Here is a 25953-nt window from a genome sequence, read left to right as displayed (position 1 = left end):
ACTGTTACTCCTTTCGAGTCCATGCACCGGCTGGGTAGACGGTATTGCTCTGTGCGATGTAGCCGCGTGTCAGCGACTGATAGCCGACCCGGACAGTCACGCGGTACAGGTTGTTTTCTGGCGTGATGTCGATGATGTAGTTCATCGCCAAGCCTGTGGTAGAGCCTGATTTCTGAACCTCTGCTACTTGCTTGGAGGCTTGCTTGGAGTCTTGAGGGTTGAACTCCTCAAGCGAATAACCCTTGGCCCGCAAAGAGGTGACGAGCGCCCGGCCGTAAGCGTCCGGGGTTTCGTGTATTAGCTTGAACCGCGTGTGTGCGGGCGGATACACCGCGACAAGCTGCTTCACCGTATCGGTAACCAGCGCTTGGTTGATAGAGGTGCTGGTGTTTTCCGCGAAGTTGCCGTAAGGGCTGGAAGCGCAGCCGGCTAGCGTGGCCAGCAGCGCGAGACTAGCGATCTTGCGCATGGCTTATTCTCCCCGCTGGATGGTCACGCGATCTTGAGACTTGCCGACGCCGGCGATAAGGATGGCTTTGTCGAAAATGGTATCCACGATGAAGCGGTTGCTTTGGACGCGGTAGTTGACCATCACCGTTTCGTCATCCTTAAACCAGCCGCCGTCCTTACGCACGACCAGCAGGGTCGGCGCTTCGGTTTGTGTCATGGTCTTGGGCATTTCGATGATGGTCTTGACACCATCGTTGTAGACGCGCACAGGCTTCCAGGAGGTGCTCCCACTAATTGAATAATTGAAGCTCAGATTGCCCAGGTACTCGCCCGTTTCTGGAATCGTCGCCTTCTGGCGTTCGACTGTCTCATGGCGCTTGATGGCCTCCCACTTGGCCAGGGCCTCTTCGGGGTAGGTGAAGGCGACTTGCGGCATGTATTGCGTCCGATGGGACCGCAGCTTGAAATGGTAGGTACGGCGATTGGTTGTAACGACCAAGCTGGTTTCTAGACCCACATCCATCGGTTTGATAATGAGGTGCTGGACCTCGGTTGCACCGAAGCCGGTAATGGCCGGCTCGACCGCCCAGCGGGCGGTATCACCCAGGTTGATCGAGTTCACTTGTTCGCCAGCTTGGAGTGCCACATCGCAGACCTGGAGCACTGCACAAACAATGCTTGGCTGCTGGGCACCGAAGATGAAGCGTACATAGCCGTCACCCGAATCAACTGGCTTGATGCCGGTCGCGCTGGCCTTCTGCCAGCGCTGGGAAATCTCGATAGCCGCCTTTTCTTGTGGGGTCAGGGTCGGGTTGTTGGTCGAAAAATACAGGTCGGCAGTATTGTCGCCGGGAGCAGCCAAAGCAGTTGCAGACGCCAGGCTGACAAGGATTGCAGGAAGAATCTTTTTCATGGAGTGGCGTCTCAGACTTGCTTGGACCAAGTGAAGTCGCGGACGAACAGCCGGATCGGGTTCATCCACATTTCTTCTTCTTTCGTGTTTATGTTCGGTTCGGCCTGGTACACCGTGACCAAGGCGCGATAAGTGCCTTCGGATTTCTTCACGCCCTGCCGGTCGCGAGTGGTTTCCACCCAATCAACCTGCCAGGTTTCGGCCGTTTGGGGCATCACCGACCTGATTTCGATGGACACGGTTTCCTTCGCGGCCCGCTTGAATGGGCTGGCCTCCGCGTCGCCATTCAGCCATTCGTTCATTTTTTTTGTGGACGGATCGTTCGGAGCAAGCACTGAGTAGGTGCGGAACACCGCGTCTCGTTGCAGCTTTACATCTGGCGTAACAACTCGGGCGTCAGCGATGAAGGAGGCGATTCGAGCTGCGATTACGCGCTGATCGGCCTCACCTGCACGATCAGCACGGCCGTAGGCGACCGATTGGCCCAGCTTGTCCACCTGGACGATATAAGGAATGAACTTAGACTGACTACCGATATGGATGATGCCGCCCACACCAGCCAGCGCGATCATCAAAGAGAGAATGCCAATGACCTGCCACGCCTGACGGGAGCTGACCAGACTGGAATCATGGTTATTCCAAGTACGCCGAGCTGCTAGATAGGGGTTTTCGGTTTCCCTGTTGCGGCGGCTGCCTGCCATTGGTCCGCTCAAGCGCTGAGGATTGGTGTCGGCAGGCTTTTTGAATACGAAGCGCTTTAGGGTATCTGCAAAGCTCATGCTGTCACTCCATAATCATTGAATCTCAGGCCACGTCCAGCCAGCCATTCATCGACCCAGGCATCGCCGAATTTGCGTTCTAAATTCTTGATGAGGGCAACGGATTCCTTGTCGGTGGAACCGACAAAGGCGAGCGCGAGAGGGCCTAGGGCGAGGTCATAGAGGCGGCGGCCTTGCTCGGAAACGTAGTAGTACTGCCGTTTCGCAACAGCGGTCGCCAGAATCTCGATTTGACGGGTATTGAGGCCCATACGGCGATACAGTGCGATGGTGTCTTGGTCGCGAGCAAAGACGTTGGGCAGGAAAATCTTGGTCGCGGTCGATTCAACGATCACGTCTAGAATGCCGGAGTTGGCCGCGTCGGAAAGGCTTTGCGTGGCCATCAGAACCAAGCAGTTGGCCTTACGCAACACCTTGAGCCATTCCTTGATTTTCTCTCGGAATACCGGGTGGCCGAGCATCAGCCAGGCTTCGTCCAAGATGATGACCGAGGGCTGGCCTTTTAAGGCACGCTCGATGCGTCGGAACAGGTAGAGCAGGACCGGAAGCGCATACTTATCGCCTAGGTTCATCAGCTCTTCGATTTCAAAGACAGTGAAGTCAGATAGCGACAGACCGTCTTCCTCGGCATCCAACAGGTGGCCCATCGAACCATCGACGGTGTATTGGCGCAGAGTTTCCCGGATCTGCTCGTCCTGGACCGTGACGCAAAAATCAGACAGGGTGCGCGAGCCGTCGCGGTGCATCGTCATGATGGCGTAGCCGACTTCGTTCCGCTGCGCGGCATTCGTCTCCAGACCATTCAACGCCAGGATGGTGTCGATCCACTCCATTGCCCAGGCTCGATCAGCCTTCGTCTCCAGGAATTGAAGCGGGCAGAACGCAAGCCTGTCGTCATCGGCTGCAACTGTGAAGTGCAGGCCCGACACACCTTTTGTTTTGGCACGGATGCCTGCGGCGAGGGGGTACATGGACATGCCCTTGTCAAAAGCGAAGATCGACATGCCCAGGTAACGGCGAAACTGCGCGGCCAGGATAGCGAGGTGGGTTGATTTACCAGCGCCGGTCGGTCCGAACATGAATGTATGGCCCAAATCGCGGACATGGAGGTTTAGACGGAACGGGGTCGCGCCTTGCGTGACGCAATGCATCAGGGCGGGCGAAAGTGGCGGATACAGTGGGCATGGAGCGTCGGCAGAGCCTGTCCAGATGCTGCTGGTCGGCAACAAATCGGCTAGGTTCATCGTATTGATGAGCGGGCGGCGCACGTTCTCTACTCCGTGGCCGGGGATACTGCCTAGGTAGGCATCCATCGTGTTGATGGTTTCGACGCGGGCCGCGAATGCCAAGCGCTCGATGGCCTTCTCCACCATGCGGGCCGATTCTTCGAGCCGACTACGGTCTTCGTCCATTAGAATGACAACGCTGGTGTAGTAACCCTGCGCGGCCAATCCGCTGTTGACCTCGGCAATCGCGTTAGCCGCGTCCTGAACCATATTCAGCGCGTCTTGGTCGATAGCTCCGGTGTTGGTGTTGAAAACCTGGTCAAAGAAGCCACGGACTTTCTGTTTCCACTTTTTGCGAAACTTCTCCAGGTGTCTTACGGCCTCATGGGTATCCATGAAGATGAAGCGGTTTGACCAACGATATTCGCAAGGCAGTTCGGCCAGTGCAGCGAGTAGGCCGGGCGACGACTCGAGCGGAAAGCCCTCGATAGCCACCGCTTGGATGAAGTTTCGGCCAACCTTGGGCACTACCCCGCCCCATAGCTCTTTTCCGCCAATGATCGCGTCCAGGTACATCGGATTGCTTGGCAGCATGACCGGCTGGGTAATGCCAGTGATGCAGAATTGCAGCCAGCTCAGGAAGTCATCGTGCGTGACCACTTGCCCATCTTCCAGCTCAATCTTGTTGCCCTTCAGGCGGGTCATCTTAAAAATTGACGACAGGCTGCTTTCCATGCCGGCGCAATCGCGCTTGAACTGTTCAAGGAGATTGTGCGTCCGGGCCTTGTGGTCAGGTACGTCCGCGTCGTCATCGAACATCATCTCCACAAACTTCTGCTGGGCGAGCATCGGCGGGAAATAGGTGACGGTCAGGACGAAATAACCTTCATACATCGTGTCCATACTTTCAAATAGGGCGCGACGTTCTTCATCTATCGCGGCCGTTAGTGGATCAAGGAAGTGCGAGACATTGCGAGGCGAGTAGTTCGGTGCTGGACGGCGAACGGCGTCCAGATGAACCATCCAGCCATTTCCCAGGCCGGCAAATGCTTGGTTAATTCTGAGAGATACCAGCTCGCGCTGTTCCTCGGTACTGCTGGCATTGTCGTCGCCTTGATAGAGCCATGCGGCCATTAGGGCGCCATTTTTACCGACGATCACGCCGTCATCGACAACAGCGGCATGGATCAACAGATCGGCTAGCCCTGCATCCTTGGAGCGATGCTTCTTGAGCTTCAAATCTGCGTCCATCTGGCGTAGACGTGAAACAAGGATCAGCAGAAGCAAGGCACCGAGGGCAGCAATTGCATACGCAATACCTTCGATCATTTGTATTGGTTTCCTTGGCTTGTAGTGTTGTCTCGGAAGGGCGTGCTACGAGCCGGATAGAACGACTTGTAGCGACGGTGACGGAGGTAGACGAACCGCAGCTTTGGGTCCGACTTGGCCATGATTCGGAGCACAAAGAGCGATCCGAACCACAACACAAAGCCCACCACCGTTGCCCTCAGTTCTTGCGCACTGAAGATCAGTGCGAAGGCCAGCAAGCCCGAGAACATCACCAGTTCACGGTCCCCACCCATGAACAGGTTGTCTCGATTGCCAGCCCGCCGAATGGGGATCGTGCGGAGAGCCATAATTAGGCAGTCCGGCTCAACAGCAGCGAATGGGTAATCACGTCCCAAGCGGCGGCAATTTCAGCGCCGCGACCGAAGAAAGTAGACATGACGTTTTGGGCACCGACGAGCAACGCCATCACCAAGACCAGAAAGATCAAGCTACGGAAGAAGCCGTTTAGGTCACCGCCGAAGATCAACACGCCACCAGCAACTACAATACCAATGATTGAGAGGGCGAAGGCGACAGGGCCAGTAACGGAGTTGCGCAAGTTAGTCAGCCAGGACTCATAGGGCAATGATCCCCCTGTTCCTTCGGTCGCGAAAGCGTGCTGCGGCATAACCATGAAAAAAGCCAGCAATAAGGTCAGGCCGATATAAAACATTGCCTGACGGTTAAGGCGCGGGGCTTGAACGAGTGCGTACATAGGGTAAAGCTCCTTTATTTAAAGGTTATGGAGTTGATAGCAGCCATCGGCGTACCCGGAAACTTCAAGAATTTCCTGTATGCGTCGGCCTTTTGGGGTTCTAGCGATGAAAACAACAACGTGAACCGCCTTGCCAATCAGCGGCTCAATTTCGGATGGAGCCGACCTGTTTCGTGAAACAAGTGACTTCAAGCGAGTCAATCCTTCCACCGCGCTGTCGGCGTGAAGGGTCGCGGCACCGCCTGGGTGCCCGGTATTCCATGCGTCAAGCAGATCAAGCGCTTCCTCGCCGCGCACTTCGCCAACCAGAATGCGGTCGGGACGCATACGCAGCGTGGTTCTCAGCAACTCGGTCATGGTCACACCGAGCGTGGTGTGGTATTGCACGAAATTTGCGGCAGCACATTGAATTTCCCCGATGTCCTCGATGATGAACACGCGTTCTGCCGGGAACTGGACGACTATTTCATTGATTACGGCGTTGACTAGGGTGGTCTTGCCAGATCCTGTACCGCCGATGATCAGAATGTTTCGGTGTTGCTGAACCGCCCTCTTGATCACACTGCATTGATCCGCAGTCATGATTTCCGCCTCGACGTACTCGTCGAGGGTATGGATGGCCACGGCCTTCTTACGGATAGCGAAAGTGGGGGCACGCACAACAGGCTGAAGCTGGCCGGCAAAACGTGACCCGTCTAATGGCCACTCCCCTTCCAGCAGCGGATTCTGGCGGGTTACTTCCTTGCCGTGGTAGCCAGCGACCGTCTTGATGATCGACTCAGCCTGAGCCGGGCGAAGCTGGCCAATCTCCTTCATGGGCTCGCCCAGGCGCTCAACCCAGAGTTTCCCGTCTGCATTGCACATGAGTTCAACAGTCTTCGGATCGTTGAGTGCGTCAATAATGAGCGCCCCCGCGTCCCGTTCGAGTTTCTTCCTTGCCCGCTCTTTGAGGCTGGAATGTTCTTCGTTGCTCTCGTGCATTTATTCCTCCGACTTGAAAAATAATTCGTCCTTGATTAACGATATAACGAAACATATTTTCGTGCAAGCGAATATGCCTACCGGAAAATCACGTAGTTAGAAATAGATAATGAAATATGGGGACGTACAGCGGGTACAGCGACACTTCCCTGTCCTGCCGAGGAGCGGCTAAAGGCTTTTCCTAGCGTCCTGCTGGATGGTGAATCAACGGACCATGACTTTAGCGGCTAAAGACATGGTCGCTTTAGGCGAAAGGACTAGCTTACGACCGGCCCTTCTCTTGCAGCTTCAGCTTCTTTTTGGCTTCTTCTTCCCATCGTCGTACCACAAAAGCCTTCGCTTCTGGGAGTACGGCACTGATACGGACGAAACCTTTCGGAAGGCTTTGCGGCATCCGACCACCGGCAATGGCATCTAGGGCTTCTCTGTCAAGATCGCTTGACTCAAGCAGCATCGGCAGCGGCGTTTCTAAAGCTGTTGCAAGGTTTTCCATGATCTTGAGGGAGGGGTTTGCTTTCCCGTTCGTCAGGTCAGACAAGAAGGAAACGGACATATCTGCCTTGCTGGCCAGCTCCGATTTGGTCATTCCTTTCTCGTCCAATATGCGCAGGACGTTGGTAAAGAAAATTATGTTGTACACGTTAGGCCCGCGCCTTTCAGTTGCGACAAATTTTAGCCGCTAAAGTATTGACCCTTGCCGACTGTTTAGCTAAACTCTTATTCCTGAGAGAGGGCTAACGAGAAAGCTTGTCAACAAGTTTCATTTTATCGGCATATTAACCGCGTTTCCGTGGTTCTATCCACACCGGACGGACAAATGATAACGGCGCTGCAAGCTAGTAGCCTATGAGCCTAGCCACGGGCCTGCTGTTATGAGGGGAAGTAATGGAACACTTTGACGAAGCCGCATACCGCGATTCGCTAATAGCGAGAGGCATGGAGCCTGGCTTGGCCACAGACGTTGCCGCAAACGTTGCCGCAAACCGTCCGCGTCTGCTCAACAAGAGCGTAACGAAGCTATTAGACACTCCCGAGGCTATGGCCAACGAGCCGGCGACAGCAATTAAAGCGCCCTCCAAGACGTCCTCTGCTCCATCGGCGCCGGCGCCGAAGAGTACTCGCAAACCCAAGCGTGCCCCTCAAGGAGAGGTGTCGCAGAAGGAAAGCCAAGCCAAGCGGGATGCCGTATTGCAGAAAACCATGGAGGAAGTGAAGAAAGAGCAGCTATCGCTATTCGACATCGCCCCGTGGGATGACGACATGCGGGCCATACCCAACGACATAGCTCGCACCGCGCTCTTCACCGTCAAGAACAAGCGGAAGCCACGCGAAGCGCTCCAAGGCCAGCCGATCTACTCCTATAACCAGGATGTTCGGATCACTTTTAGCGGTATTGAGCTCCGAGCCGAGGACGATGAGTTGGTTTGGCAGCAGATGCTGGAATACTCGAAGCGGTTTCCTATCGGCCTGCCTATCAGCTTCACATTCTACGAACTATGTACCGACCTCGGCTGGCCAATCAACGGCAAGTATTACAAGAAGGCGGAGGATTCCCTGACCAGGTTGCAGGCCTCTGCTCTACAATTCCAGTCGAGTCGCCTCGGTACTTTGGTTTCGCTCTCGCTGCTACGCCGTTTCGGCATTTTGGATCGTGGGAAGAGGAGTTCCCGCTGCCAGGTTGAGTTGGAAGAGGAAATGGTCTACCTATTTGCTGGCGACCACTACACGATATTCGTGTGGGAGAAGTATCGCAAGCTGACCCCGACCGCTCGCCGACTGTTCGATTATTTTGCGTCTCACAAGCAGCCCTTCCCTCTTGCATTGGACAAGTTCCAACAGATGTGCGGCTCGGACACGGCTCGTGCTGCGAAGTGGAAGGAGCAGTCGAAGGCAGCATGCAGCGAGTTGACCAACAGCGGCCTGGTAGCTGGCTCTTGGGTCAACGGCGACATGATCTACTGCAAGAGGTAAGGCTTCCTCGTGATTTGGCCGCGGATCTGGTGACACGTTAGAAACGAAAACGGGGGGCACAGCCCCCCGTTTTTCATTGATCTTTGAGGGATCGAATACCTTGACCTGCCTCTGTTCGGGGTCGCCTCAGAAAACGGAATTTAAAGCACGCTAAGGAGTGCATCACCCAGTAACGGCGCGGCTTTGCGTCGAATGGCTGCTGCTGGATGCCACATTGCAGTGTTTCTCGAAACTCGGCTTTGGCGGCACACCATTAGGAGAGCGATTTTCGAGAATCACTCGAGTAAGGCCAGCACTGGCGCGGGCTGCTTTCTCACGAAGCCCTCTCGAAAATGATCGTTTTTGAAGTCTGCATGGGGTCTTGGGACCTTAGCGTGCTTTATTTTCCGTTTTCTGAAGCGCCCCCTGTTCCATTGCTCCCCAAACCCCATGATTGACCCTTGAGGGATTCCTCTAAGAATCAGGCATAGCCAAGGTGCGTCTCAGAATTCGGAATTATCCACATGAGTTGTTGATAACTCTGTGTATAACTGCCCTAAGTTATTGACCCTTGAGGGACACACTATTGACCTTTAAGGGACCATTGATTGACCTATGAGGGACTAATTATTGACTCTTGAAGGATGCATTTATTGACCCTTGAGGGACAGGCCTGGCTAATTTTTACTTTTATTATCAATTGGTTATATGCGTTTTCTGAGGCCTCTAACCTGTTTTTAACCGCTTTTATAACCCTCTTTTAACCCTCTTTTTAACCTGTGCGCTTCACAGCGCACGCCGAAGGGGGGATACCCCCCTTCTCGATCCCTCCCGAGCCGCAAAGCGGCTCTCCCATCCCCCCAAGAGCACAACTCGCCATGTTGACCAGGCGCAAGCGCCTGGAAGAGCATGTCTCTCGGCCCACCAGTACGGGCCTTGCTTGGTTCATTCTCGAAAACCTATCTCGTATCAAGTCAATCGGAATATCGAGTTTCGAGAACCCTCATGACGAAGCTTCCAGCGGCCACAACCAAGCTCAAAGCCACGCCGCTGCTGGATCGAGCATGCTGCTACGCAGCAGGAGCCACCTGCCCACTGAAAGACCGCATGGTTTCACGCCAGAGGGGTGTCAGTGGCAGTACAGTAATGAAATCCCTCAAGGGTCAACGAACTAGGCCCACACGGGGTTTGGGGAGCAATGGAACAGAAAGTGCACTTAAGCACTGCGCCTGCCTTACAAGCCCTTGCTGTGTCTTGGGTTTTCGGGAAAGCCATCGTTTTGTCGGACTCTTACAGACCCTGACGCCAAGGCAGTCAAATGCATGAAAAGCAGTGCGGAAAAGCCGTTCGCCGAAACAAAGTCTGGATAACCGCCCATGTTTTCGGCAGCGATGAACTCTAATTTAGCCTTACGTTGGTTTTTGGTTCCGTTGCTTCCCAAACCCCACCCCTCCATTGCTGGCAATGCCTGCCTGGCATCCCTCAAGTGTCAATAAACGCAGAAAAAAGCTTGCGAATTAGGACATTTTGTCCTAATATTCTTTCCGAGGCCGGGCACTTCGTCCAGGTCATTACCGGAGAGCATCCGATGAGCAACACGCAACTTTCCTTTCGTCCGATCATCGCCACCCCTCTTCCTGAAAAAAGCCGTATGGGTTTCCTGCCTGCCTTCTTCGGCGAGAACCTGATGATGCTTGGCGAGCCGCTGGTGTACCACTGGATGACTACGCTGTCCCAGGACTACAACGGCGGTTTGTGGAACTACTACACGCTGTCGAATGGGGGCTTCTACATGGCCCCCGAGCAGGACAAACGCTACCGCGTCCAGGTCGAAGGTAACTACTTCGACGGCGAGCTTTCAGCCGATGCTGCCGGTATTGTGGCTACCCTGTTTGGCCTGTGCGAGTTGGCCAACCGTACCCAGGCGGATCGAATTATCGACCTGTACTACCTACTGCGGGACTATGCTGGCGAGCATCCCGAGGCGGGCCTGATCTTCGCAGCCATCGACTAACAGTCGGCCCAGGCCCTGGCCGAATGGCCGGGGTCTGTCTGGAGGATCACTGTATGGGTATGAAAGAAGACGCGGATGCGATCCGAGCCGGCGTAGGATTGGAAGCTATAGCGGGGTTGTTGGCAGAGTTTCCCCCCTCAGAACAAACCGGGAAACGTGAACCGGGGCAAATCATTTGGAATGACTTGTTTGTTCGCAAGAAGCCTCCGACCGACCCGAAAAAGCTACGGGCGAAGCTGGCGGCAGGATTGAAGGCGCAGCAGCGGACACTGGCCGAGCGGTGCCTACGCTATGACGAGATACGCACCCAAGGGCTTGAGGCGATCTCAGACTATGACCTCACGATTCAAGGCTTTCCAGGAAACACTGCAACAGAACGGGCTGTAAAGGCGCTGCGCTGTGCCCTATGGTTGGCTGATTCGCACGTCACTTACTCGCGCAGCCTCATTGAGAGCCTAGAAGAAAAGCTGGCCAGCCTGGATGCGGAGCTGGAATCCACGAAAAAGGCCGCGAAGGTAAGCAAGGCCGCAACTGAGATTCCGGCTGGTTATGAAATAGTGGACGTGACGCTGCCGGCTCACCAGGCGTTCATTGTCAGAAAGTGGGCCGAAGCGGCCCAAGCTAAGATCAACTCTAAGAGGAAGAAGTAGCCATGCCGGAAGACAATGCGGAGAGGCTTGCACCCCAAGCCTCTCTTCTTGTGCAACTTGTAGTTCCCGATCCAAAGTGCATACTCCAGCCTTTGAATGGGGAATAAGTGGTGGAAGTAAATATTCGGTTTGAGTGCCTGCGACCTGCTGATGATGGCTGGCAACAGCCGACCTCAGATGAGGTTCGGGAACTTCTGCGAATCATCGCCGCCCGAAAAGGGATATCACAATACAGCGGAAAGATGGCAGCACGCTTTCTCGGACTAGGTGAGCAGGGCGACCGAACTTTGCGGCGCTGGACGGGGGGGTACACGCCAATCCCTTATGCCGCCTGGGCGCTTCTGTGTCACGAAGCTGGCTTAGGGTGTATCTGGAGTCGGGCTAAAATTTAGCGGCTAAAATATTTTTTAGCTAAACAGTCCTTGTTCATTAGGGTATTTTGTCCCAATATTCTTTCCGAGGCCGGACACTTCGTCCAGGTCATTACCGGAGAGCATTCGATGAAAACGATGACGAATCTTTCGCTGGCTTGTAAAGCCTTTGGTTGGGCAGGCGGGACGATTCACCAAGTTGCGGATGAGCTAGGTATACCGGGCAAGGGCAACCACCTGGCACTAATGCCAGTAGACGAATTTTCCAAGCTGCTGCGCAAAGAGACGGATAGTAGGGTAGCAGCAGAACGAGCTTCGATCTTAGAGAAATCCCGGCACTGAGCCGGGTTAACCCCACACCCTGCGAGGGCTATGCTTTCGCAGGGTGTTTTCGTTAATGGCTATCTACGATATAGAGAAAAAGGTCATTACCGGAGAAGATCCGATGGAAAGCAAGACAGTTCCCGCTCATCAAGTTCAGAAAGGTATGGATTCGAGAGTAGCGTCATCGTAGAGGTGGAACCGGAGTAGGGAGAACGCCCCGGAGCGATCCGGGGCGCTTGGCCCCTGCGCTGTCACGCAAAGGCCCAGGCTTTGCGGAGCAGTCACCTGTAGCATTTTATTGAAATGCAACTGAGTAAAGGGGTCAAGCATGACACGTATCATCAATTTTCCGGGCGCGAAAGAACCCCCGAAGGTCGAGCCAGCGGCGAAGATGGTTATTCCAAAGGCTGAGGTAAAGCCTGGGTTGTTAAAGCGAGGCTTGGCTTCCCTATGGCGAGGTATCTGGATCTTCACCGTCCTACTGTGGCCAATCCTCAAGTGGGTTATCTCGATAGACGTTTTCATATGCCTCGTCTTAATGGCTTACCACTGGGATACACCAGGCGGTAATGCTGGCTGGATTTTTCTGACCCACTTTGCAGGTTTAACGGCTCTTACCTATTTCGTGTCAGCCTACAAGCCCAAAGGGCTTTGAAGGCCTTACATGAAGCAACATAATCTCATCAAAAGAATGCTCGGCGCATAACAATCAAGGCCCGCTGAAAGCGGGCTTTTGCTGCTTGGCGCAAAACTTTAGCGGCTAAAGTTCTTGACTAAAAATATTTTGTTTAGCTAAACTTCGCGTTATTGGTTGGCGGCTGTCACCGCCATTGTTCAATCCAGTCGCGGAGCAAGGGACATGGGTGCAATCAATGAAAAAACGGCTCACGGAGGCCCAGTTTCAAGCAGTCTTATCGGGGCTGGACGTTGGCCCTCAAACAGTGGAGATAGCGAGGGGTGTTTTAGTTCAGGGCAAGCCTCAAGCGGAGTTCGTGCAATCCCTGGGGTTGACCAAGGGTGCGGTGTCTCAGGCCGTCAGTCGGGTTTGGGCAGCGCACGAGGAGTCGGTGCCTCCGGGGTGCGAGCGGCTGACGGTGCTGCTGCCCAAACACCAGGCTTTCATCGTAAAGAAATGGGCGAGGGAGTTCGCCGAGAAGAGGGAATCGAAAGCATGAAGACAACGGTTGTTGCCCAGCAGAAGGGCGGGGTAGGGAAAACCTCTACGCTGGTTCACTTGGCGCTCGATGCGCTTGAGCGTGGTAAGAAGGTCGCGGTAATCGACCTAGATACGCAGGGCAACGCCTCATATTCCTTGCAAGCGTACCAGTCGAGCCTGACTGCTAGCGCCATGTTCAAGGACGTATCTTCGACGCCTTGGGCCGAGATTGCCGGTGAGGAGGGTCAAGAAGATGCCGCTCGGCTTGTTCTGATCGCTTCTGATGCTGGTCTGGCCGACATGGAGAAGACGAGCCTGGCCGAAGCTGGAACGCATTTCAAAGAGGCAATCCGGCTACTGGCCTTGCAGGGCTTTGATCTTTGCCTGATCGACACTCCGCCATCGCTCGGCAACTGCCTGGCGGCTGCGCTCTATGCAGCCGACTACGTTCTGTCTCCAATTGAGCTGGAAGTGTACAGCATCCAGGGCATCAAAAAAATGAACGCAGCCATAGCAAACATGCGCAAGGCCAACCCTGGCTTGATCTTCCTGGGCATGGTTCCCAGCAAAGTGGATGGCCGCAATCCCCGGCATAAAGAACACCTGGACAAACTGCAAGCCGCCTATCCGCAACTGATGATCCCCGCGACCATCGGTCTGCGCAGTAGCATCGCCGATGCCCTGGCGAATGGTGTGCCAGTGTGGCAGATCAAGAAAACCGCCGCCCGCAAGGCTGCGAAAGAGGTTCGGGCATTGGCCCAGTACGTTTACGAGAAAATGGAGATCGCATGATGACCGCCACCGATAAGGGCCAGGACAAGCAGAGGCCGGCCGGGATGGGGCTGGATAGCCTGGGCGACCTGTCGGGCCTGCTGAACGCTCCAGAGGCCTCTGTGAGCAATGGCGACCCGCTGATGCTCGACATGATGCTGATTGATGAGGACCCCAAACAGCCGCGAAAAGAAAATAATCCCGGTTTTAGGACAGAGATCCTGGAAGAGCTGGCAGCTACGATTCGCTTGCGAGGTGTGAAGACCCCTATTTCAGTACGGGAGAACCCTGATTCACCTGGCCGTTACCTCATTAACCACGGTGCCCGGCGCTTTCGGGCCTCCAAAATGGCCGGAAAGAGCACAATTCCAGGGTGGATTGACAATAACTACAAACGCTCTGACCAGGTTGTTGAAAACCTACATCGCGAGGGGAATACCGCTCGCGAGCTTGCAGACTTCATCGGCAGCGAACTGGCGGCGGGCAAGAAGAAGGCTGAAATTGCCAGGGAAATGGGCAAGTCAGCCGCTTTTGTTACGCAACACGCCACATTGCTGGACCTGCCCGATCCAATTGCCGAGGCTTTCAATTTTGGCCGAGTGAATGATGTTACGGTCATCAACGAGTTGGTGATGCTTTACAAGAAGTCTCCCGACGAGATTTCGGAATGGCTGGAAGACGAGAGCCAGGAAATCACCCGAGGTTCGGTAAAGCTGCTTCGTGAGTTCCTGGACGACAAAAGGCAACAGGAGGACGACGAGAGCCTGGCCGAGCAGACACTGAGAGAGGCTCGCGAGCGGACTGGCGTTGATGACCGCGATATAAATGCCGGCGAGGAAGAGGAAGAGGCACCACCTACCAAGCCCAAAGAGGAAAACCCGACCAAGCTCAAAAAGGCCATCGTCCAGGTCCAACACAACGGTCGGCCGGCGAGGCTTCTGTTGAACAAGCGCCCTTCTGCGACCGGATTCGCGTGGCTGAAATACGACGATGACGGTGAAGAGTTCGAGGACGACTTGGCCAAAGTCACGCTGGTGGCCTTGATCGAGGCGTAACCCACTCGGCAGCCGCTGATAGGCGGGCTTAATCGTTCAAAAGATGCCTGGTGCGCCGGGCATCTCAGAGGTTGGCAACCCCCCCGCTTGATTGCGGGCTTTTTTTGCCTACGAAATCAGAACTATCCACTAATTTCCCCACCGTTTTCGATATTTGTTTATTTGTTTATTTGTTTGTTAGTTAGTTTGTATAATGGAATCAACCTCAACAAAAGATTGGAGATTGATCCCGTGCGTCCCGCTGAATACACCCCCGAAGAGATCATCCAGGCCGGCGAAGCCCTGCAGGCCGCCGGCCGCAACGTCACCGGCTTCGCCCTGCGGCAGAAGGTCGGCGGCGGCAACCCCAACCGGCTGAAACAGGTCTGGGATGAGCACCTGGCCCGCTCGTCCGTCGCCGAGGCCGAGCCGGTGGCTGAACTGCCGGTGGAGGTGGCCGAGGAACTGGTGACCGTCTCCAAGGCGCTGACCGAGCGACTAGCGGCCCTGGCAGTCGAGTTGAACGACAAGGCCGTAAAGGCAGCCGAACGGCGCGTGGGTGAGGTGGTCAGAGCTGCCGGCGAGCAGCGCGAGCAAGCCGAACGGGAGCTGGCCGACGCGGCGCAAACGGTCGAGGACCTGGAACAGCAGCTGGACGACGTAAAGGCGGAACTGGCGGCGACCCAGGAGCGGCTGACAGAGGTTCTTGCGCAACGCCAGAGCCAGGCTGTCGAGCTGGCCCAGGTCCGGGAGCGCCTGGCCGCAACCGAGCAGGCCACCCGGACAGCCAGCGAGCAGCACACAGCCGAGCTGAAGCAGGTGCGGGCCGATGCCGCCGCTGCTGCCAAGAAACACCAGGAGGCCGCACAGCGGGCCGAACAGGAGCAGGCTGCCCTACGCTCCGAGCTGGCCCAGGCGAATGCTCGAGCCGAACGCGCCGAAGCTAAAGCCGGCGAGATCGAGCGCCGGGCCGTCGAGCTGCGCACAGAGCTTGACCGGGCACACCAGGACGCCGACCAGCTACGGGCCGAACTGGCGAAGGCTCAGGCCAGGAGCGAGGACGCAACCAGCGCCCGCGAGGAGGCCGCCCGGATGCGTGGCGAACGGGACACTCTCAGAGCGCAGAATGACGCCCTGCTGGCCGCGTTGAAGCCTGAGATCAAGCCGAGCACCGCCAGGAAGGGAGAGGAAAAGTAGGGGTTGTCCCAGAATTCGTTTTCGGCAGTAGTGAACTCTAATGGACGACGCAAAAAAGCCTGTAAAATCAGAGAAAAGAGTAGCAAAAGACAGTAATCAAGACTGATAAAACAAGGGTACTGCGCTAAAATTTAGCAGTGCTAGTTTTTTAGCATTCACCCGTTTTTTTACAATAATTTGGGGGGGGACAATGAAGCAGCGCCTTGTGGTCATGAATGGACAGCGGATCGTTCAGACGACCCCGCCTGGCTCTGTCTCTTTTGATGCGGCAAGTAATGAAGTAGCGGGGAAGGCGAATGGAATCAAGCCGGGAATTTATAATCTTCACTCTTCGTTATCTGCCGATAAAAACCAGAGCTATAGCGGACAATTGATTCATGCGGACAAGGATAAAGTATACCAAAAAGTTGGGATGAATATCGTCAAGCATAGCCGCTCAGATTTCGATAAAGTGCCTGAAATAGGGTCTGCAATAACGGTATCGTACAACCAGCAAGGCAAAGCTGAGACAGCCGCCACGTCTCTCCAGCAGGGAAGGGGGCTGAAACGATGACCTAATTTTAGCGGCTAAAAATGGAGGCTACCTTGAGCAAGCTGAGCCAAGCGGAGCGAGCGGCTTGGGGAGATTTCCCCAAGGTCATACGGAATGGTGACTTAGGCATTTTGGCGAAGGAGCCGGAATATCAAGCTGCAAAGCAGGGCGACATGGAAGCCGCCTTGAATCTGGTTGACCGCCTTGTGAGCGACGACACGATTAGCCAAATTAAGGAGCTGATCGGCAACGAGACGCCACGCATCCTTCCGGTTCTGGCGACGGAAGCATCTGGCAACAACAAGATTCCCCTAGCCTTCGCTGAGGTTCTGGCCGACCGTCTTGGCCTCGAAGTCGAGACTGGCATTGTCCAGAAAGAGAAGGTTAATCGTACAGGCTCCGGTGCCGACCATCGCCTGGCGTTCAACCCCTCTTTCATCGGTGAGGTTGAGGCGGAACAGAAGTACCTTATTGTGGACGACACGTTGACTATGGGGGGCACGTTAGCCTCGCTCCGAGGCTATGTCGAGAATCGAGGCGGCAACGTCCTGGCAGCCTCCGTGATGACGGCCCACCAGGGAGCCGTCGATATGGCTGTGAAGCCGAAGATGCTGGCCGCGATTGAAGAGAAATACGGCCAGGCCATGAATATCTTTTGGAAGGAGAGTTTCGGTTATGGCATCGAAAGACTCACTCAAGGCGAAGCCGGACACCTCAAAGCTGCCGCGTCCGTTGACGCCATCCGAGATCGAATTGCTGCGGCAAGACATGCAGGCGTCGAGCACCTGGATGCGAGCCGAACTCAAGCGACGGCGAGAAGCACGCAACAAGGGGTAAGCGGTGTCGGAGAGAGCCTTTATCAAGGCGCCCTTGAGCTAGAGCAACAGCAGCAAACCATCCTAGAGGCGGCGCCTGTAGAGCAAACCTATCAAGAATCGCTCCAGGCATATGTCCAGGCCAAGCATGACCAGGTTGAGCGCATCGAGGACCGCTTAGAAGCGCTGATCGACCAGCAACAGGCACGATTACAGCAGACTCGCGCAAGCCAGCCCGGCTTTTTCTCTCTGCCAAGCACAAAGGCAGCCTGTCAGGCCCAGCAAATGCAGCAGCAGGCCCGCCTACAGACCTTGCAGGGTCGGCTTGAGGCCGTCCAGGAGATTCGGGACGGAATGGGCATCCATTCGTCTAAAATTGAAGAGTTGGCCACCAGGAAGCTGCGGGCCGATGAGCCTGGGCTTGCTTCGGAGTTCGATGAGACGCTGGAGGCGCGGCGTCGTCAGCAGGCCCAACTGCGCAAGCAGGAACAAGAGCGCAAGCAGAAGCAGGATCAACAGCAGCAGCTTGGACGAGGGCAGCGGTTGGGGCTTTCGCAGCAGCATTATTAACGCGGCAATCAAATTCACGATATAAAGGGGCATGAAAAAGATCGATGCCCGAAAGCTCTCTCGAGAAACTCAGGACCAGATGCGGCGCCTGGCCATGAATCTGCGTGAGCAGCGCGAACTGACTTGGCAAGAGGTTGCCGACGTATTGGGCGTACATCTGAGTACCGTACTGGCCTGGTCCAAACGCTATAGCGAGCAAGGCAGCGAGGGTTTGAAATCCAGGACACGCGGTCGGCGCCAGGCAAGCGGACGGACCTTGACGCTCGCTCAGGAGTGGCAGTTGCGCTCGATTCTGGTGGGCCAGACCCCGAACCAGTTGCAACTCGACTTTGCCCTGTGGAACCGCCGGGCCGTCATGCAGTTGATCAAGCACTTGTATGGCGTCGAGATGCCGATCCGGACGGTGGGTCAGTACCTTCAGCGCTGGGGGTATACCCCACAGCGGCCGACCCGGCAGGCGCTGGAACAGAACCCGGAGGCGATCGAGCACTGGCTCGAAGAGACCTATCCGGCCATCGTGGCACGCGCCAAGGCCGAAAACGCGACGATCTACTGGGGCGATGAAACGGCCGTAGCTGAAGATGGGCATTGGATTCGAGGCTATGCGCCGGCAGGCGTCACGCCGGTGCTGGTGGCGGACAGTGACAGGAAGATCTTTCTGATCCTGGACAACCTGCGTGTCCATCATGCGCGTCTGGTCAGGGAATGGCTCGAAGGGCACAAGGAAGAAATCGAAGCGTTCTACCTGCCACCCTATTCGCCTGAGTGTAATCCGGACGAGTATTTGAACCGCGACCTCAAGACACGCTTGCGCACCAGTGACCGGGCGCGAAACAAGTCGGAATTGCTGGAGAAGGCCGAGGCATTCATGAGCTGGTTGGCCAAAACCCCGGAGCGGGTAGTTGCCTACTTCCAGCATGCGTCGGTGCGTTATGCCACTTAGATTGGGTATTTGATTGCCGGGTTAATAGAAAGAAAAATCCCGGCAAGCCGGGATTTTTTATTGCTTCTCGATCACAGGGACAGGGACGCGAACAAGACGATCCCGGCAGCAGCGAAAGCCATCACCCCTGCCACGATGTTGAAGACGGCGATACGCTTCACATCCTGGAGCTGGCTCCTGACGCGACGAAGAGCGGTATCCACCTCGGCGGTAACGGCTTCTGCGGTGGCTTTGGCGCTCTCTTGCATTGCCTTGGCCATTGTCTCTCGGCTGGCTGTCAGAGCCGCATTCAGAATACGCTCTGCCTTCTCCTTGGCATCACCACCCCAGCGGTGCGTAATGCTTTCCAGCTCTTCCTTGAAGCTATCTAGCATGACCTGCTGTGCTCTCGCCGAGTCCTCGAGCAGCCGTGCATTGATAGTGTGAAGCACCAGGATCGGGTCATCCCGCGAGACGGCCATGCCATTCTTGGAGGCGATTTCCTGGATCAGCTCATCAATGGCATCAGACATTTAGATCTCCGGGAGGTTGTCCAACTGGTCGTAGAAGCCCTTTTTAACGAGCTTTAGGCGCTGCCTGGTCATGATCGAAAGGGATTCCATGCCCAGCGCTTCATCGAACGTAAGGTGCGATTGCAGCATTTCCCCGAAGTCGCGGCCTGCTGTGTCCTTCTTCAGGTTCTCCACGACCACGAAGCCAGCGATCCGTCCTTTTGCTTCCTTGAGGGTGGCCTTGTACTCGGGGCTTTTCTCGAACGGAACCCCTGCACTCGACTGAACAGGCCCCCAATAGGGGTTGAGCCAGATAACGAAGAGCGTGGTTTGTGGGTACTGGCTAACAATGGCCTCGAAACCGTTCACAGTGTCTTCATAGGCCTGGCCACCAGTTACTGCGATGTGGACGATGAGTTGGTGCCCCATTTCAGCCAGCATGTCAGGAACCTGGTTGCCGATCAGGTAGCTGGAGAGGGGGACGAATGAACTGGCGCCGTTATCAATAACGATGTCATCAGCTTCTTCCGTGGCGATCCACTCAATCAACAGGTCGAAGTTTCTGGAGTTGATTTCGTCGCCATCCATAATTTCCAGGCGGCGGACGTTAAGGGATTCGTAACCTTCAAAGGTGGCATTGACCGGATCGGTGTCTATGCACAGCACCGGGCGCCCCTTGCTTGCTTTGTATTGCGCGATGATGGCCGCCATCATCGACTTGCCGACACCGCCTTTCCCTTGAAGCGTCAGATGAACTTTAGCCATTGTCTTTCTCCCTTCTGTTTTTCGGTTTCGGACTGTATTGAAAGCCCGCTGTCGTGGTTGATTTCGGTATCGGCACGGGGCTGGACACCTGGTCATCTTTAGCGGCTAAAGGCTTGTTTGGGGGCGGAAGCGGAGCCTGGCGCGAGGGTAGGGGGCTAGGCTTGTCAGCTTTGCCCGGCTTTATCAGTCGGCGCACATAACCTATGAATGCGTCGTAGCTAAAACTAATCGACCCTTCTTCCCGCAGCGTTGCCCAAATCTCCTTAACCGGCCACTGGTCATCCAGGGCCTTCGCCACATCCTCTTTCACGGCTAGAAACTGAGCGCGGTTGGCTCCCCCCCTGGCCTGTTTCTGCTTCTTCTTCGCCCTCTCAGCTATGCGCTCAGAAAGGCTTAATCCTGCTTTCGCCATCTCGAATTAGCATCCGTTGGAATGTCGTTTAAGCCGCGATTCTAGCCCTTCTAAAAGCCTCTCAGCCCCCATTCTATCGCGTTTTCCCGGAATTTCATTATATCCATTGATATTTGCGTTAAAAACGTTGCTCAAAAGGCTTCGTATGCGATACTTATCTGGCGTTAAACGGCTCGAAGAGCCGGGCAAGACAGGTGAAGTTAGCTAACCAGCAAGCCGGTTATCTATCTTCACTTCCCCTTATTCGCGCTTCGCGCTCAACGGGTGTCTTGCTCTGCGAGGCTGGACGGCTACCGCCGTCAGAAGCTGCGGTGGAACCGCAAGGAAAAGAGATGAGCGAGAAGAAGACGACTAGAAAGGACATTCACCTGCGGGTGCCTGTCCTCCCAGAAGAGAAAGCTGCGATTGAAGACAAAGCGCGAGCGGCGGGTAAGTCGGTCGCGGCATACATGCGTGCGGTTGGGCTGGGCTACGAGGTGGGCAGTGTTATCGACGCCGGGCTGGTCGGCGAGCTGTCCAAGATCAATGCCGACCAGGGGCGGTTAGGGGGGCTGCTCAAGCTGTGGCTGACCAATGACGAGCGGTTTGCCGGCTTCGATGAGGCCACCATGCGAGCAACGATCAAGGCTGTTCTCGGGAAGATTGATGCGACCCAGGATGCCTTGCTGGAGTTGGCAGACCGTGGCCTGAATTTTAGCGGCTAAAGGTCGGACGCCAGATGATTAGCAAGCGGATACCCATGAACTCAGCGAAGAAGAGCAGCTTCGCGGGTCTGGTGAACTACATCACCAACAGCCAGGGGATAAGCGAGCGCGTAGGTGAGGTGCGGATAACAAACTGCCAGAGCGAAAGCGTCACATGGGCTGTGCGTGACATTCTTAGCGCTCAGCAGAAAAACACTCGGGCCGAGGGCGACAAGACCTATCACCTGCTGATTAGCTTCGCGCCCGGCGAGAAGCCGAGTGCAGAAGTCCTGCGCGACGTTGAAGACCGCATATGCGCGGCGATGGGGTATGGCGAGCATCAGCGGATCAGCGCCGTACACAACGACACGGACGTTCTGCACATTCACGTTGCGATCAACAAGATTCATCCCCAGCGGCTCACCATGCACGAGCCCTATCGGGACTTCAAAACTCGCGCCGAGATTTGCGCGAAGCTCGAAATCGAACATGGTTTGGAGCGGGTCAACCACACCGGCAGGAAGTCGTTGGGCGAGAGCAAGGCAAACGACATGGAGCGTCATGCCGGCGTTGAGAGCTTGCTTAGCTGGGTGCGTCGGGAGTGCCTGGAGCAAATCCAAAACGCCACGTCATGGAAGGAAATGCACCAGGTTCTGCACGAGCATGGCCTGGAGTTGCGCGAGCGCGGCAATGGCCTGGTCATTGCTGACCATGAAGGCACGATGGTTAAAGCCAGCACCGTCGCCCGCGACCTTTCCAAGAACAAGCTCGAAGATAGGCTAGGAGAGTTCGAGGGTAGGCAGCATGGCAGGCCCATGCCGTCGCCAGGTGCGCCGCTGCCTAAACCTGGTATTGGCAAGGTAGGCCGCCGCCCACCGCCAGCCAGTCGGAACCGACTGCGCAGCATGTCCAGCTTGCAGTCCCTCAAGATCGACAGCGGTAAGCGGTACGAAAAACGGCCTGTAGGCCATCGCACCGACACAACCGAACTGTATGCCCGATACAAGGACGAGCAGAGCGCCGTCAGGCACACGCGGGCCAAGGAGCTGGCCGCCGAGCGTGATCGGCGCGACAGAGCGTTGGAGAACGCTAGGCGGGCGGCTGACCTCAAGCGGGCTTCGATCAAGCTCATGGTCGCTCCGGGCCTGAATAAGAGGCTGCTATACGCGAGCACGCACAAGACGCTCAAGGAGCAGATTGCCAAGATTCAGACCGAGCACCGGAAGGCGGTCGAGAAGATCAACACCACGCGGAAGGCTAGGCAGTGGGCGGACTGGCTCCAGGTTAAAGCCAAGGATGGCGATCAGGAGGCCCTGAAAGCGCTACGCGCACGCGCTGGGGTGAAGGGCCTTCGGGGGGATGCTATAGCCGCAAAAGGCCCGCAGAAGCCTTCCCAAACGGCCCTGGATGGCCAAGACCACATCACCAAAGAGGGCACCGTCATCTACCGGGCCGGCGCAGCGGCCATTCGGGATGACGGCAGTAAGCTCCAGGTGTCCCGAGGCACCACCTTTGACGGTATTGAGACAGCCTTGCGCATGGCTGTTGCTCGCTATGGCGAGCAGATCACCCTCACCGGCTCCCCGCAGTTCAAGGAGCTGGTAGCGCAAACGGCGGCAGTACGAAACTTGCCGATCAAGTTCGATGACCCTGCCCTGGAGCAGCGGCGTCAGGCCCTGCAACAAGCAATCGAGAAGGAGAAAAACAATGTCCGAGCTGACCGAGGACGAGCTGCTGGCACAAGCGCTGGCGGCAATGGATTCGACCCCGCCAGGGGAGGTCGAAGCGACACCGGAAGAGCCACCGGAGCCGCCGATGGACGAGGGGCTGGAGTTCGCGGAAGCGCCACCGGAACCGGAGTTCCTGAACGACTCGGCGCCGTCGATGGTGGACGAATCCCCGTTCGCGCCCTTGGTGGAACCGCAAAGCCTGGTGTTGCAAGAGTTGGACGCAAACCGCCGCCCGAAAGCCAGAACCGTCTGCGAGCGCTGTCCCAACTCGGTGTGGTTCAGCTCACCCACGGAGCTGAAGTGCTATTGCCGCGTCATGTTCCTGGTGACGTGGAGCACCAAGGAGCCAAACCAACTGACGGGCTGCGACGGGATGTTTCTAGGCCAGGAGTAGCGGCCCCCACCTCCCCAATTTCTGGTCAACAGGCTGCACGGGTATATATCGAAGAGCGCGAAGAAAAGCGGGCTAAAGGATTCGATATACCGAAGCATAGGCTATATAATCAGGCTGACGATGGAGCTGCATCGTTTGAGGGCGTTCGCCAAGTAAAGGGGCAGTTTATGGCCCTACTGAAACGTGGCGATGACGTTCTAGTGTTGCCCATCAACGAAGCGACTGCACGGCGCATGAAGCGCATGAAACTCGGTGATCCCGTTAGAGCGACTGCTAAGGGTGCGATTAAAAGCAAAGGAAAAAGCAGATGATTTCAAAAGACAAATTCAACAATGCCGTTGGCCCGCAAGTGCGGGCCAAAAAGAGCGGGGTAGGGAAAGCGGTGCCTGCTCTGGCCCTATTGTCTATCGGTGTCGGCCTGGCTGCGTCCACTCAGTTCTTTGCCTACGATCTCAACTACCAAGAGGTATTAGGCCCGCACTTCAATCATGTCTATGCGCCCTGGTCAATTCTGACTTGGGCAAACAAATGGTATGGCATTTATCCCGATGCGTTCATGCGGGCAGGAAGCATCGGGGTGCTGGCTACAGGCGTTGGCCTGCTTGGTTTGGTCGTGACCAAGATGATTTCGGCCAACAGTTCCAAAGCGAACGAATACCTGCATGGCTCGGCCCGGTGGGCCGGCAAGAAGGACATTCAGGCAGCTGGTTTGCTGGCTCGGCCTCGACGCTTCCTGGAAGTTCTGACCGGCAAAAGCGCACCCAGCCACTCCGGGGTCTATGTAGGCGCATGGCTGGACAATAAAGGGGTCCAGCATTACCTGCGCCACAACGGCCCGGAGCACGTCCTGACCTATGCCCCAACGCGCTCGGGTAAAGGCGTTGGCCTTGTAGTACCAACCCTGTTGTCCTGGTCAGACAGCACCGTAATTACCGACCTCAAGGGCGAGTTATGGGCTTTGACGGCCGGGTGGCGACAGAAGCACGCTCGCAACAAGGTTTTGCGGTTCGATCCTGCCAGCAGCAACGGTGGAGTCCGCTGGAATCCGCTCGATGAAATCCGTATTGGCACCGAAAACGAAGTTGGTGACGTGCAGAACCTGGCAACTCTGATCGTGGACCCGGACGGCAAAGGCTTGGATAGCCACTGGCAGAAGACCAGTCAGGCGCTGCTGGTCGGCCTCATCATGCATGTTCTTTATAAAAGCAAGAACGAGGGGACGCCCGCGACCCTGCCAGAAGTGGACCGTAACTTGGCCGATCCAGACCGCGATATTGGCGACTTGTGGATGGAAATGGTCACCTACAGCCATGTCAACGGTCGCAATCACCCACTTGTAGGCTCAGCAGCCCGCGACATGATGGACCGTCCCGAGGAAGAAGCTGGTTCGGTCCTGTCCACGGCCAAGACTTACCTGGCCCTTTACCGCGACCCGGTTGTTGCTCAGAACGTCAGCGCGTCGGAGTTCAAGGTGAAAGACCTCATGAACCACGACAACCCGGTCAGCCTTTACATCTTCTCAAAGCCGAACGATAAGGCTCGGCTGCGGCCTCTGGTGCGCGTGCTCATCAACATGATCGTGCGGCTGCTGGCCGACAAGATGGACTTCGAGAACGGGCGTCCGGTGGCGCACTACAAACACCGATTGCTGATGATGCTTGATGAGTTTCCAAGCCTCGGCAAGCTGGAAATCCTGCAAGAGTCGCTGGCGTTCGTCGCCGGCTACGGTATCAAGTGCTACCTGATTTGTCAGGACATTAACCAGCTCAAGAGCCGTGAAATCGGTTACGGCCACGACGAGACGATCACCTCGAACTGCCACGTCCAGAACGCTTACCCGCCGAACCGGGTTGAAACCGCTGAACACCTATCAAAGCTCACTGGGCAAACCACCGTGGTCAAAGAGCAGATCACGACCAGCGGCCGGCGAACCAGCGCCCTGTTGGGTCAGGTGTCCAGGACGATACAGGAAGTGCAGCGCCCACTACTGACCCCGGACGAGTGTCTGCGGATGCCCGGCCCGCTCAAGATCGCCTCTGGCGACATATCCGAGGCTGGCGACATGGTTGTTTACGTCGCGGGCTACCCAGCCATCTACGGCAAGCAGCCTCTGTACTTCAAAGACCCTGTTTTTCAGACCAGGGCCGCAATACCGGCGCCGAAGAACAGCGACAAGCTGCGCATAGTCCAGGAAGTGACAGCAGCTGAGGCGATCACGATATGAGCCGTTTCCTCAAGAAATTGTCCATCCGTACTGCCATTGCCGGCACCGCTGTCCTGCTGCTAGGCATCGGATGCTATTCCGCCGGTGCCCGCGTGAATACCACCAAGAGCATCCCGGTTGGCCTCTACTGGCTTACCGACGAGCCGGTAGAGAAGGGGGCCTATGTCGTTTTCTGTCCCCCGCCTGTCGGCGTGTTCGATGACGCCAAGGAACGGGGCTATATCGGGGCAGGCTTCTGCCCTGGTGGCTATAGCCTGATGATGAAGCGGGTTTTAGCCGCTAAAGACGACCAGATTGTCGTCACCGCCGAAGGCGTGACCGTCAACGGTCAACTACTCCCGCTTAGCGCCCTGCTGACTACCGATAAAGCCGGCCGGGCTTTGCCGCGCTACCAGTCCGACCGCTACACCCTCGGTAATGTCGAGCTGCTGCTTATGTCGGACGTAAGTGGCACCTCATTCGACAGTCGTTATTTCGGGCCGATCAACCGCAACCAAATTGAGGGCGTTATCCGTCCCGTTTTTATATGGTGAT

General features: G+C 56.1%; 27 protein-coding genes. 16 read left to right on the top strand and 11 right to left on the bottom strand.

Annotation, left to right across the window (positions count from 1 at the left end; all coding sequences use genetic code 11):
* Positions 1 to 4: 4 nt before the first annotated feature.
* The 8 genes from BMY22_RS12710 to BMY22_RS12675 form a co-directional block, all read right to left on the bottom strand.
* Positions 5 to 469, bottom strand: coding sequence for a conjugal transfer protein TrbH (locus BMY22_RS12710; RefSeq protein WP_090622492.1), 465 nt, complete (start codon positions 467 to 469; stop codon positions 5 to 7).
* 3 nt (positions 470 to 472) lie between these two features.
* Positions 473 to 1363, bottom strand: coding sequence for a P-type conjugative transfer protein TrbG (gene trbG / locus BMY22_RS12705; protein ID WP_090622491.1), 891 nt, complete (start codon positions 1361 to 1363; stop codon positions 473 to 475).
* An 11-nt stretch (positions 1364 to 1374) separates the two neighbouring features.
* Positions 1375 to 2142, bottom strand: coding sequence for a conjugal transfer protein TrbF (locus tag BMY22_RS12700; RefSeq protein WP_090622489.1), 768 nt, complete (start codon positions 2140 to 2142; stop codon positions 1375 to 1377).
* Positions 2139 to 4697 carry a VirB4 family type IV secretion/conjugal transfer ATPase gene (locus BMY22_RS12695; protein WP_090622487.1) on the bottom strand — a complete coding sequence of 853 codons (2559 nt, stop codon included), beginning with the start codon at positions 4695 to 4697 and terminating at the stop codon, positions 2139 to 2141. Before BMY22_RS12695 ends, BMY22_RS12700 begins: the two co-directional genes overlap by 4 nt.
* The gene (locus BMY22_RS12690; protein ID WP_040107099.1) at positions 4694 to 5005 is read right to left on the bottom strand and encodes a conjugal transfer protein TrbD; all 312 of its coding nucleotides are present in this window, start codon (positions 5003 to 5005) and stop codon (positions 4694 to 4696) included. The genes BMY22_RS12695 and BMY22_RS12690 overlap by 4 nt, the downstream gene beginning before the upstream one ends.
* A 2-nt stretch (positions 5006 to 5007) precedes the next feature.
* Complete coding sequence (trbC, locus tag BMY22_RS12685; protein WP_090622485.1) at positions 5008 to 5412, bottom strand: conjugal transfer system pilin TrbC; 405 nt, start codon at positions 5410 to 5412, stop codon at positions 5008 to 5010.
* An 18-nt stretch (positions 5413 to 5430) separates the two neighbouring features.
* Positions 5431 to 6393: a P-type conjugative transfer ATPase TrbB gene (gene trbB, locus BMY22_RS12680; RefSeq protein ID WP_090622483.1), complete on the bottom strand. Its 963-nt coding sequence runs from the start codon at positions 6391 to 6393 to the stop codon at positions 5431 to 5433.
* A 262-nt stretch (positions 6394 to 6655) separates the two neighbouring features.
* The gene (locus tag BMY22_RS12675; protein WP_040107061.1) at positions 6656 to 7033 is read right to left on the bottom strand and encodes a transcriptional regulator; all 378 of its coding nucleotides are present in this window, start codon (positions 7031 to 7033) and stop codon (positions 6656 to 6658) included.
* A 245-nt stretch (positions 7034 to 7278) separates the two neighbouring features.
* On the opposite strand from BMY22_RS12675, the gene trfA reads away from it, so the two are divergent.
* The 12 genes from trfA to BMY22_RS12615 all read left to right on the top strand — a co-directional run bounded on the left by trfA (position 7279) and on the right by BMY22_RS12615 (position 18720).
* Positions 7279 to 8364: a plasmid replication initiator TrfA gene (trfA, locus tag BMY22_RS12670; RefSeq protein ID WP_090622482.1), complete on the top strand. Its 1086-nt coding sequence runs from the start codon at positions 7279 to 7281 to the stop codon at positions 8362 to 8364.
* Between the two features lie 1567 nt (positions 8365 to 9931).
* Positions 9932 to 10357, top strand: a complete 426-nt coding sequence (locus BMY22_RS12665; protein WP_090622479.1) for an antirestriction protein — start codon at positions 9932 to 9934, stop codon at positions 10355 to 10357.
* 53 nt (positions 10358 to 10410) lie between these two features.
* Positions 10411 to 11007, top strand: a complete 597-nt coding sequence (locus BMY22_RS12660) for a hypothetical protein (RefSeq protein WP_090622478.1) — start codon at positions 10411 to 10413, stop codon at positions 11005 to 11007.
* A gap of 500 nt (positions 11008 to 11507) precedes the next feature.
* Positions 11508 to 11720: a hypothetical protein gene (locus tag BMY22_RS23795; protein ID WP_143068486.1), complete on the top strand. Its 213-nt coding sequence runs from the start codon at positions 11508 to 11510 to the stop codon at positions 11718 to 11720.
* A gap of 310 nt (positions 11721 to 12030) precedes the next feature.
* Entirely contained in the window at positions 12031 to 12357 is a 327-nt protein-coding gene (kleE, locus tag BMY22_RS12650) for a KleE stable inheritance protein (RefSeq protein ID WP_090622472.1), read from the top strand.
* 217 nt (positions 12358 to 12574) lie between these two features.
* Positions 12575 to 12877: a transcriptional regulator KorA gene (locus tag BMY22_RS12645; RefSeq protein WP_090622470.1), complete on the top strand. Its 303-nt coding sequence runs from the start codon at positions 12575 to 12577 to the stop codon at positions 12875 to 12877.
* Positions 12874 to 13650, top strand: coding sequence for a ParA family protein (locus BMY22_RS12640; protein ID WP_090622468.1), 777 nt, complete (start codon positions 12874 to 12876; stop codon positions 13648 to 13650). Before BMY22_RS12645 ends, BMY22_RS12640 begins: the two co-directional genes overlap by 4 nt.
* Complete coding sequence (locus BMY22_RS12635; RefSeq protein ID WP_208599274.1) at positions 13647 to 14684, top strand: ParB/RepB/Spo0J family partition protein; 1038 nt, start codon at positions 13647 to 13649, stop codon at positions 14682 to 14684. The genes BMY22_RS12640 and BMY22_RS12635 overlap by 4 nt, the downstream gene beginning before the upstream one ends.
* A 231-nt stretch (positions 14685 to 14915) precedes the next feature.
* A complete protein-coding gene (locus BMY22_RS12630) occupies positions 14916 to 15860 on the top strand; it encodes a DNA-binding protein (protein WP_090622527.1) in 945 nt (314 codons plus the stop codon).
* Positions 15861 to 16050: 190 nt separating this feature from the next.
* Positions 16051 to 16413: a KfrB domain-containing protein gene (locus BMY22_RS12625; protein WP_090622466.1), complete on the top strand. Its 363-nt coding sequence runs from the start codon at positions 16051 to 16053 to the stop codon at positions 16411 to 16413.
* 32 nt (positions 16414 to 16445) lie between these two features.
* A complete protein-coding gene (locus BMY22_RS12620) occupies positions 16446 to 17777 on the top strand; it encodes a phosphoribosyltransferase (RefSeq protein WP_090622525.1) in 1332 nt (443 codons plus the stop codon).
* Between the two features lie 31 nt (positions 17778 to 17808).
* The gene (locus BMY22_RS12615) at positions 17809 to 18720 is read left to right on the top strand and encodes an IS630 family transposase (RefSeq protein WP_090622464.1); all 912 of its coding nucleotides are present in this window, start codon (positions 17809 to 17811) and stop codon (positions 18718 to 18720) included.
* A gap of 71 nt (positions 18721 to 18791) precedes the next feature.
* Here BMY22_RS12615 and BMY22_RS12610 read toward each other — a convergent pair whose 3' ends face one another.
* Genes BMY22_RS12610 through BMY22_RS24385 form a run of 3 tightly spaced genes read right to left on the bottom strand, consistent with a single transcriptional unit; the run spans position 18792 to position 20388 of the window.
* Positions 18792 to 19232 carry a conjugal transfer protein TraM gene (locus BMY22_RS12610; RefSeq protein ID WP_090622462.1) on the bottom strand — a complete coding sequence of 147 codons (441 nt, stop codon included), beginning with the start codon at positions 19230 to 19232 and terminating at the stop codon, positions 18792 to 18794.
* Positions 19233 to 19976, bottom strand: a complete 744-nt coding sequence (locus tag BMY22_RS12605; RefSeq protein WP_090622460.1) for a nucleotide-binding protein — start codon at positions 19974 to 19976, stop codon at positions 19233 to 19235. It lies immediately after the preceding gene.
* Entirely contained in the window at positions 19969 to 20388 is a 420-nt protein-coding gene (locus BMY22_RS24385; RefSeq protein ID WP_167363740.1) for a TraK family protein, read from the bottom strand. Before BMY22_RS24385 ends, BMY22_RS12605 begins: the two co-directional genes overlap by 8 nt.
* Before the next feature lie 332 nt (positions 20389 to 20720).
* Here BMY22_RS24385 and traJ point away from each other — a divergent pair, with 332 nt between their 5' ends.
* From traJ to traF, 4 genes are read left to right on the top strand one after another with little or no spacing between them, the layout of a single operon-like run.
* A complete protein-coding gene (traJ, locus tag BMY22_RS12595; RefSeq protein ID WP_090622457.1) occupies positions 20721 to 21092 on the top strand; it encodes a conjugal transfer transcriptional regulator TraJ in 372 nt (123 codons plus the stop codon).
* A gap of 14 nt (positions 21093 to 21106) precedes the next feature.
* Positions 21107 to 23506: a TraI/MobA(P) family conjugative relaxase gene (traI, locus tag BMY22_RS12590; protein ID WP_090622454.1), complete on the top strand. Its 2400-nt coding sequence runs from the start codon at positions 21107 to 21109 to the stop codon at positions 23504 to 23506.
* Entirely contained in the window at positions 23503 to 25419 is a 1917-nt protein-coding gene (locus BMY22_RS12585; RefSeq protein WP_090622452.1) for a type IV secretory system conjugative DNA transfer family protein, read from the top strand. Before traI ends, BMY22_RS12585 begins: the two co-directional genes overlap by 4 nt.
* Entirely contained in the window at positions 25416 to 25952 is a 537-nt protein-coding gene (gene traF / locus BMY22_RS12580) for a conjugative transfer signal peptidase TraF (protein ID WP_090622450.1), read from the top strand. The genes BMY22_RS12585 and traF overlap by 4 nt, the downstream gene beginning before the upstream one ends.
* The last annotated feature ends 1 nt before the right edge of the window (position 25953 follow it).

The sequence above is a fragment of the Azotobacter beijerinckii genome (assembly GCF_900110885.1).
Classification (GTDB): Bacteria; Pseudomonadota; Gammaproteobacteria; order Pseudomonadales; family Pseudomonadaceae; genus Azotobacter; species Azotobacter beijerinckii.
The sequence above is the reverse complement of the archived record's forward strand: the minus strand, read 5'-3'. Positions and strand labels throughout refer to the sequence as shown.

Excerpts from the sequence above, each read along its gene's own strand:
- BMY22_RS12710 (WP_090622492.1), bottom strand. The coding sequence starts at position 469 with ATGCGCAAGATCGCTAGTCTCGCGCTGCTGGCCACGCTAGCCGGCTGC.
- trbG (WP_090622491.1), bottom strand. The coding sequence starts at position 1,363 with ATGAAAAAGATTCTTCCTGCAATCCTTGTCAGCCTGGCGTCTGCAACT.
- BMY22_RS12700 (WP_090622489.1), bottom strand. The coding sequence starts at position 2,142 with ATGAGCTTTGCAGATACCCTAAAGCGCTTCGTATTCAAAAAGCCTGCC.
- BMY22_RS12695 (WP_090622487.1), bottom strand. The coding sequence starts at position 4,697 with ATGATCGAAGGTATTGCGTATGCAATTGCTGCCCTCGGTGCCTTGCTT.
- BMY22_RS12690 (WP_040107099.1), bottom strand. The coding sequence starts at position 5,005 with ATGGCTCTCCGCACGATCCCCATTCGGCGGGCTGGCAATCGAGACAAC.
- trbC (WP_090622485.1), bottom strand. The coding sequence starts at position 5,412 with ATGTACGCACTCGTTCAAGCCCCGCGCCTTAACCGTCAGGCAATGTTT.
- trbB (WP_090622483.1), bottom strand. The coding sequence starts at position 6,393 with ATGCACGAGAGCAACGAAGAACATTCCAGCCTCAAAGAGCGGGCAAGG.
- trfA (WP_090622482.1), top strand. The coding sequence starts at position 7,279 with ATGGAACACTTTGACGAAGCCGCATACCGCGATTCGCTAATAGCGAGA.
- BMY22_RS12665 (WP_090622479.1), top strand. The coding sequence starts at position 9,932 with ATGAGCAACACGCAACTTTCCTTTCGTCCGATCATCGCCACCCCTCTT.
- BMY22_RS12660 (WP_090622478.1), top strand. The coding sequence starts at position 10,411 with ATGGGTATGAAAGAAGACGCGGATGCGATCCGAGCCGGCGTAGGATTG.
- BMY22_RS23795 (WP_143068486.1), top strand. The coding sequence starts at position 11,508 with ATGAAAACGATGACGAATCTTTCGCTGGCTTGTAAAGCCTTTGGTTGG.
- kleE (WP_090622472.1), top strand. The coding sequence starts at position 12,031 with ATGACACGTATCATCAATTTTCCGGGCGCGAAAGAACCCCCGAAGGTC.
- BMY22_RS12645 (WP_090622470.1), top strand. The coding sequence starts at position 12,575 with ATGAAAAAACGGCTCACGGAGGCCCAGTTTCAAGCAGTCTTATCGGGG.
- BMY22_RS12640 (WP_090622468.1), top strand. The coding sequence starts at position 12,874 with ATGAAGACAACGGTTGTTGCCCAGCAGAAGGGCGGGGTAGGGAAAACC.
- BMY22_RS12635 (WP_208599274.1), top strand. The coding sequence starts at position 13,647 with ATGATGACCGCCACCGATAAGGGCCAGGACAAGCAGAGGCCGGCCGGG.
- BMY22_RS12625 (WP_090622466.1), top strand. The coding sequence starts at position 16,051 with ATGAAGCAGCGCCTTGTGGTCATGAATGGACAGCGGATCGTTCAGACG.
- BMY22_RS12615 (WP_090622464.1), top strand. The coding sequence starts at position 17,809 with ATGAAAAAGATCGATGCCCGAAAGCTCTCTCGAGAAACTCAGGACCAG.
- BMY22_RS12610 (WP_090622462.1), bottom strand. The coding sequence starts at position 19,232 with ATGTCTGATGCCATTGATGAGCTGATCCAGGAAATCGCCTCCAAGAAT.
- BMY22_RS12605 (WP_090622460.1), bottom strand. The coding sequence starts at position 19,976 with ATGGCTAAAGTTCATCTGACGCTTCAAGGGAAAGGCGGTGTCGGCAAG.
- BMY22_RS24385 (WP_167363740.1), bottom strand. The coding sequence starts at position 20,388 with ATGGCGAAAGCAGGATTAAGCCTTTCTGAGCGCATAGCTGAGAGGGCG.
- traJ (WP_090622457.1), top strand. The coding sequence starts at position 20,721 with ATGAGCGAGAAGAAGACGACTAGAAAGGACATTCACCTGCGGGTGCCT.
- traI (WP_090622454.1), top strand. The coding sequence starts at position 21,107 with ATGATTAGCAAGCGGATACCCATGAACTCAGCGAAGAAGAGCAGCTTC.
- BMY22_RS12585 (WP_090622452.1), top strand. The coding sequence starts at position 23,503 with ATGATTTCAAAAGACAAATTCAACAATGCCGTTGGCCCGCAAGTGCGG.
- traF (WP_090622450.1), top strand. The coding sequence starts at position 25,416 with ATGAGCCGTTTCCTCAAGAAATTGTCCATCCGTACTGCCATTGCCGGC.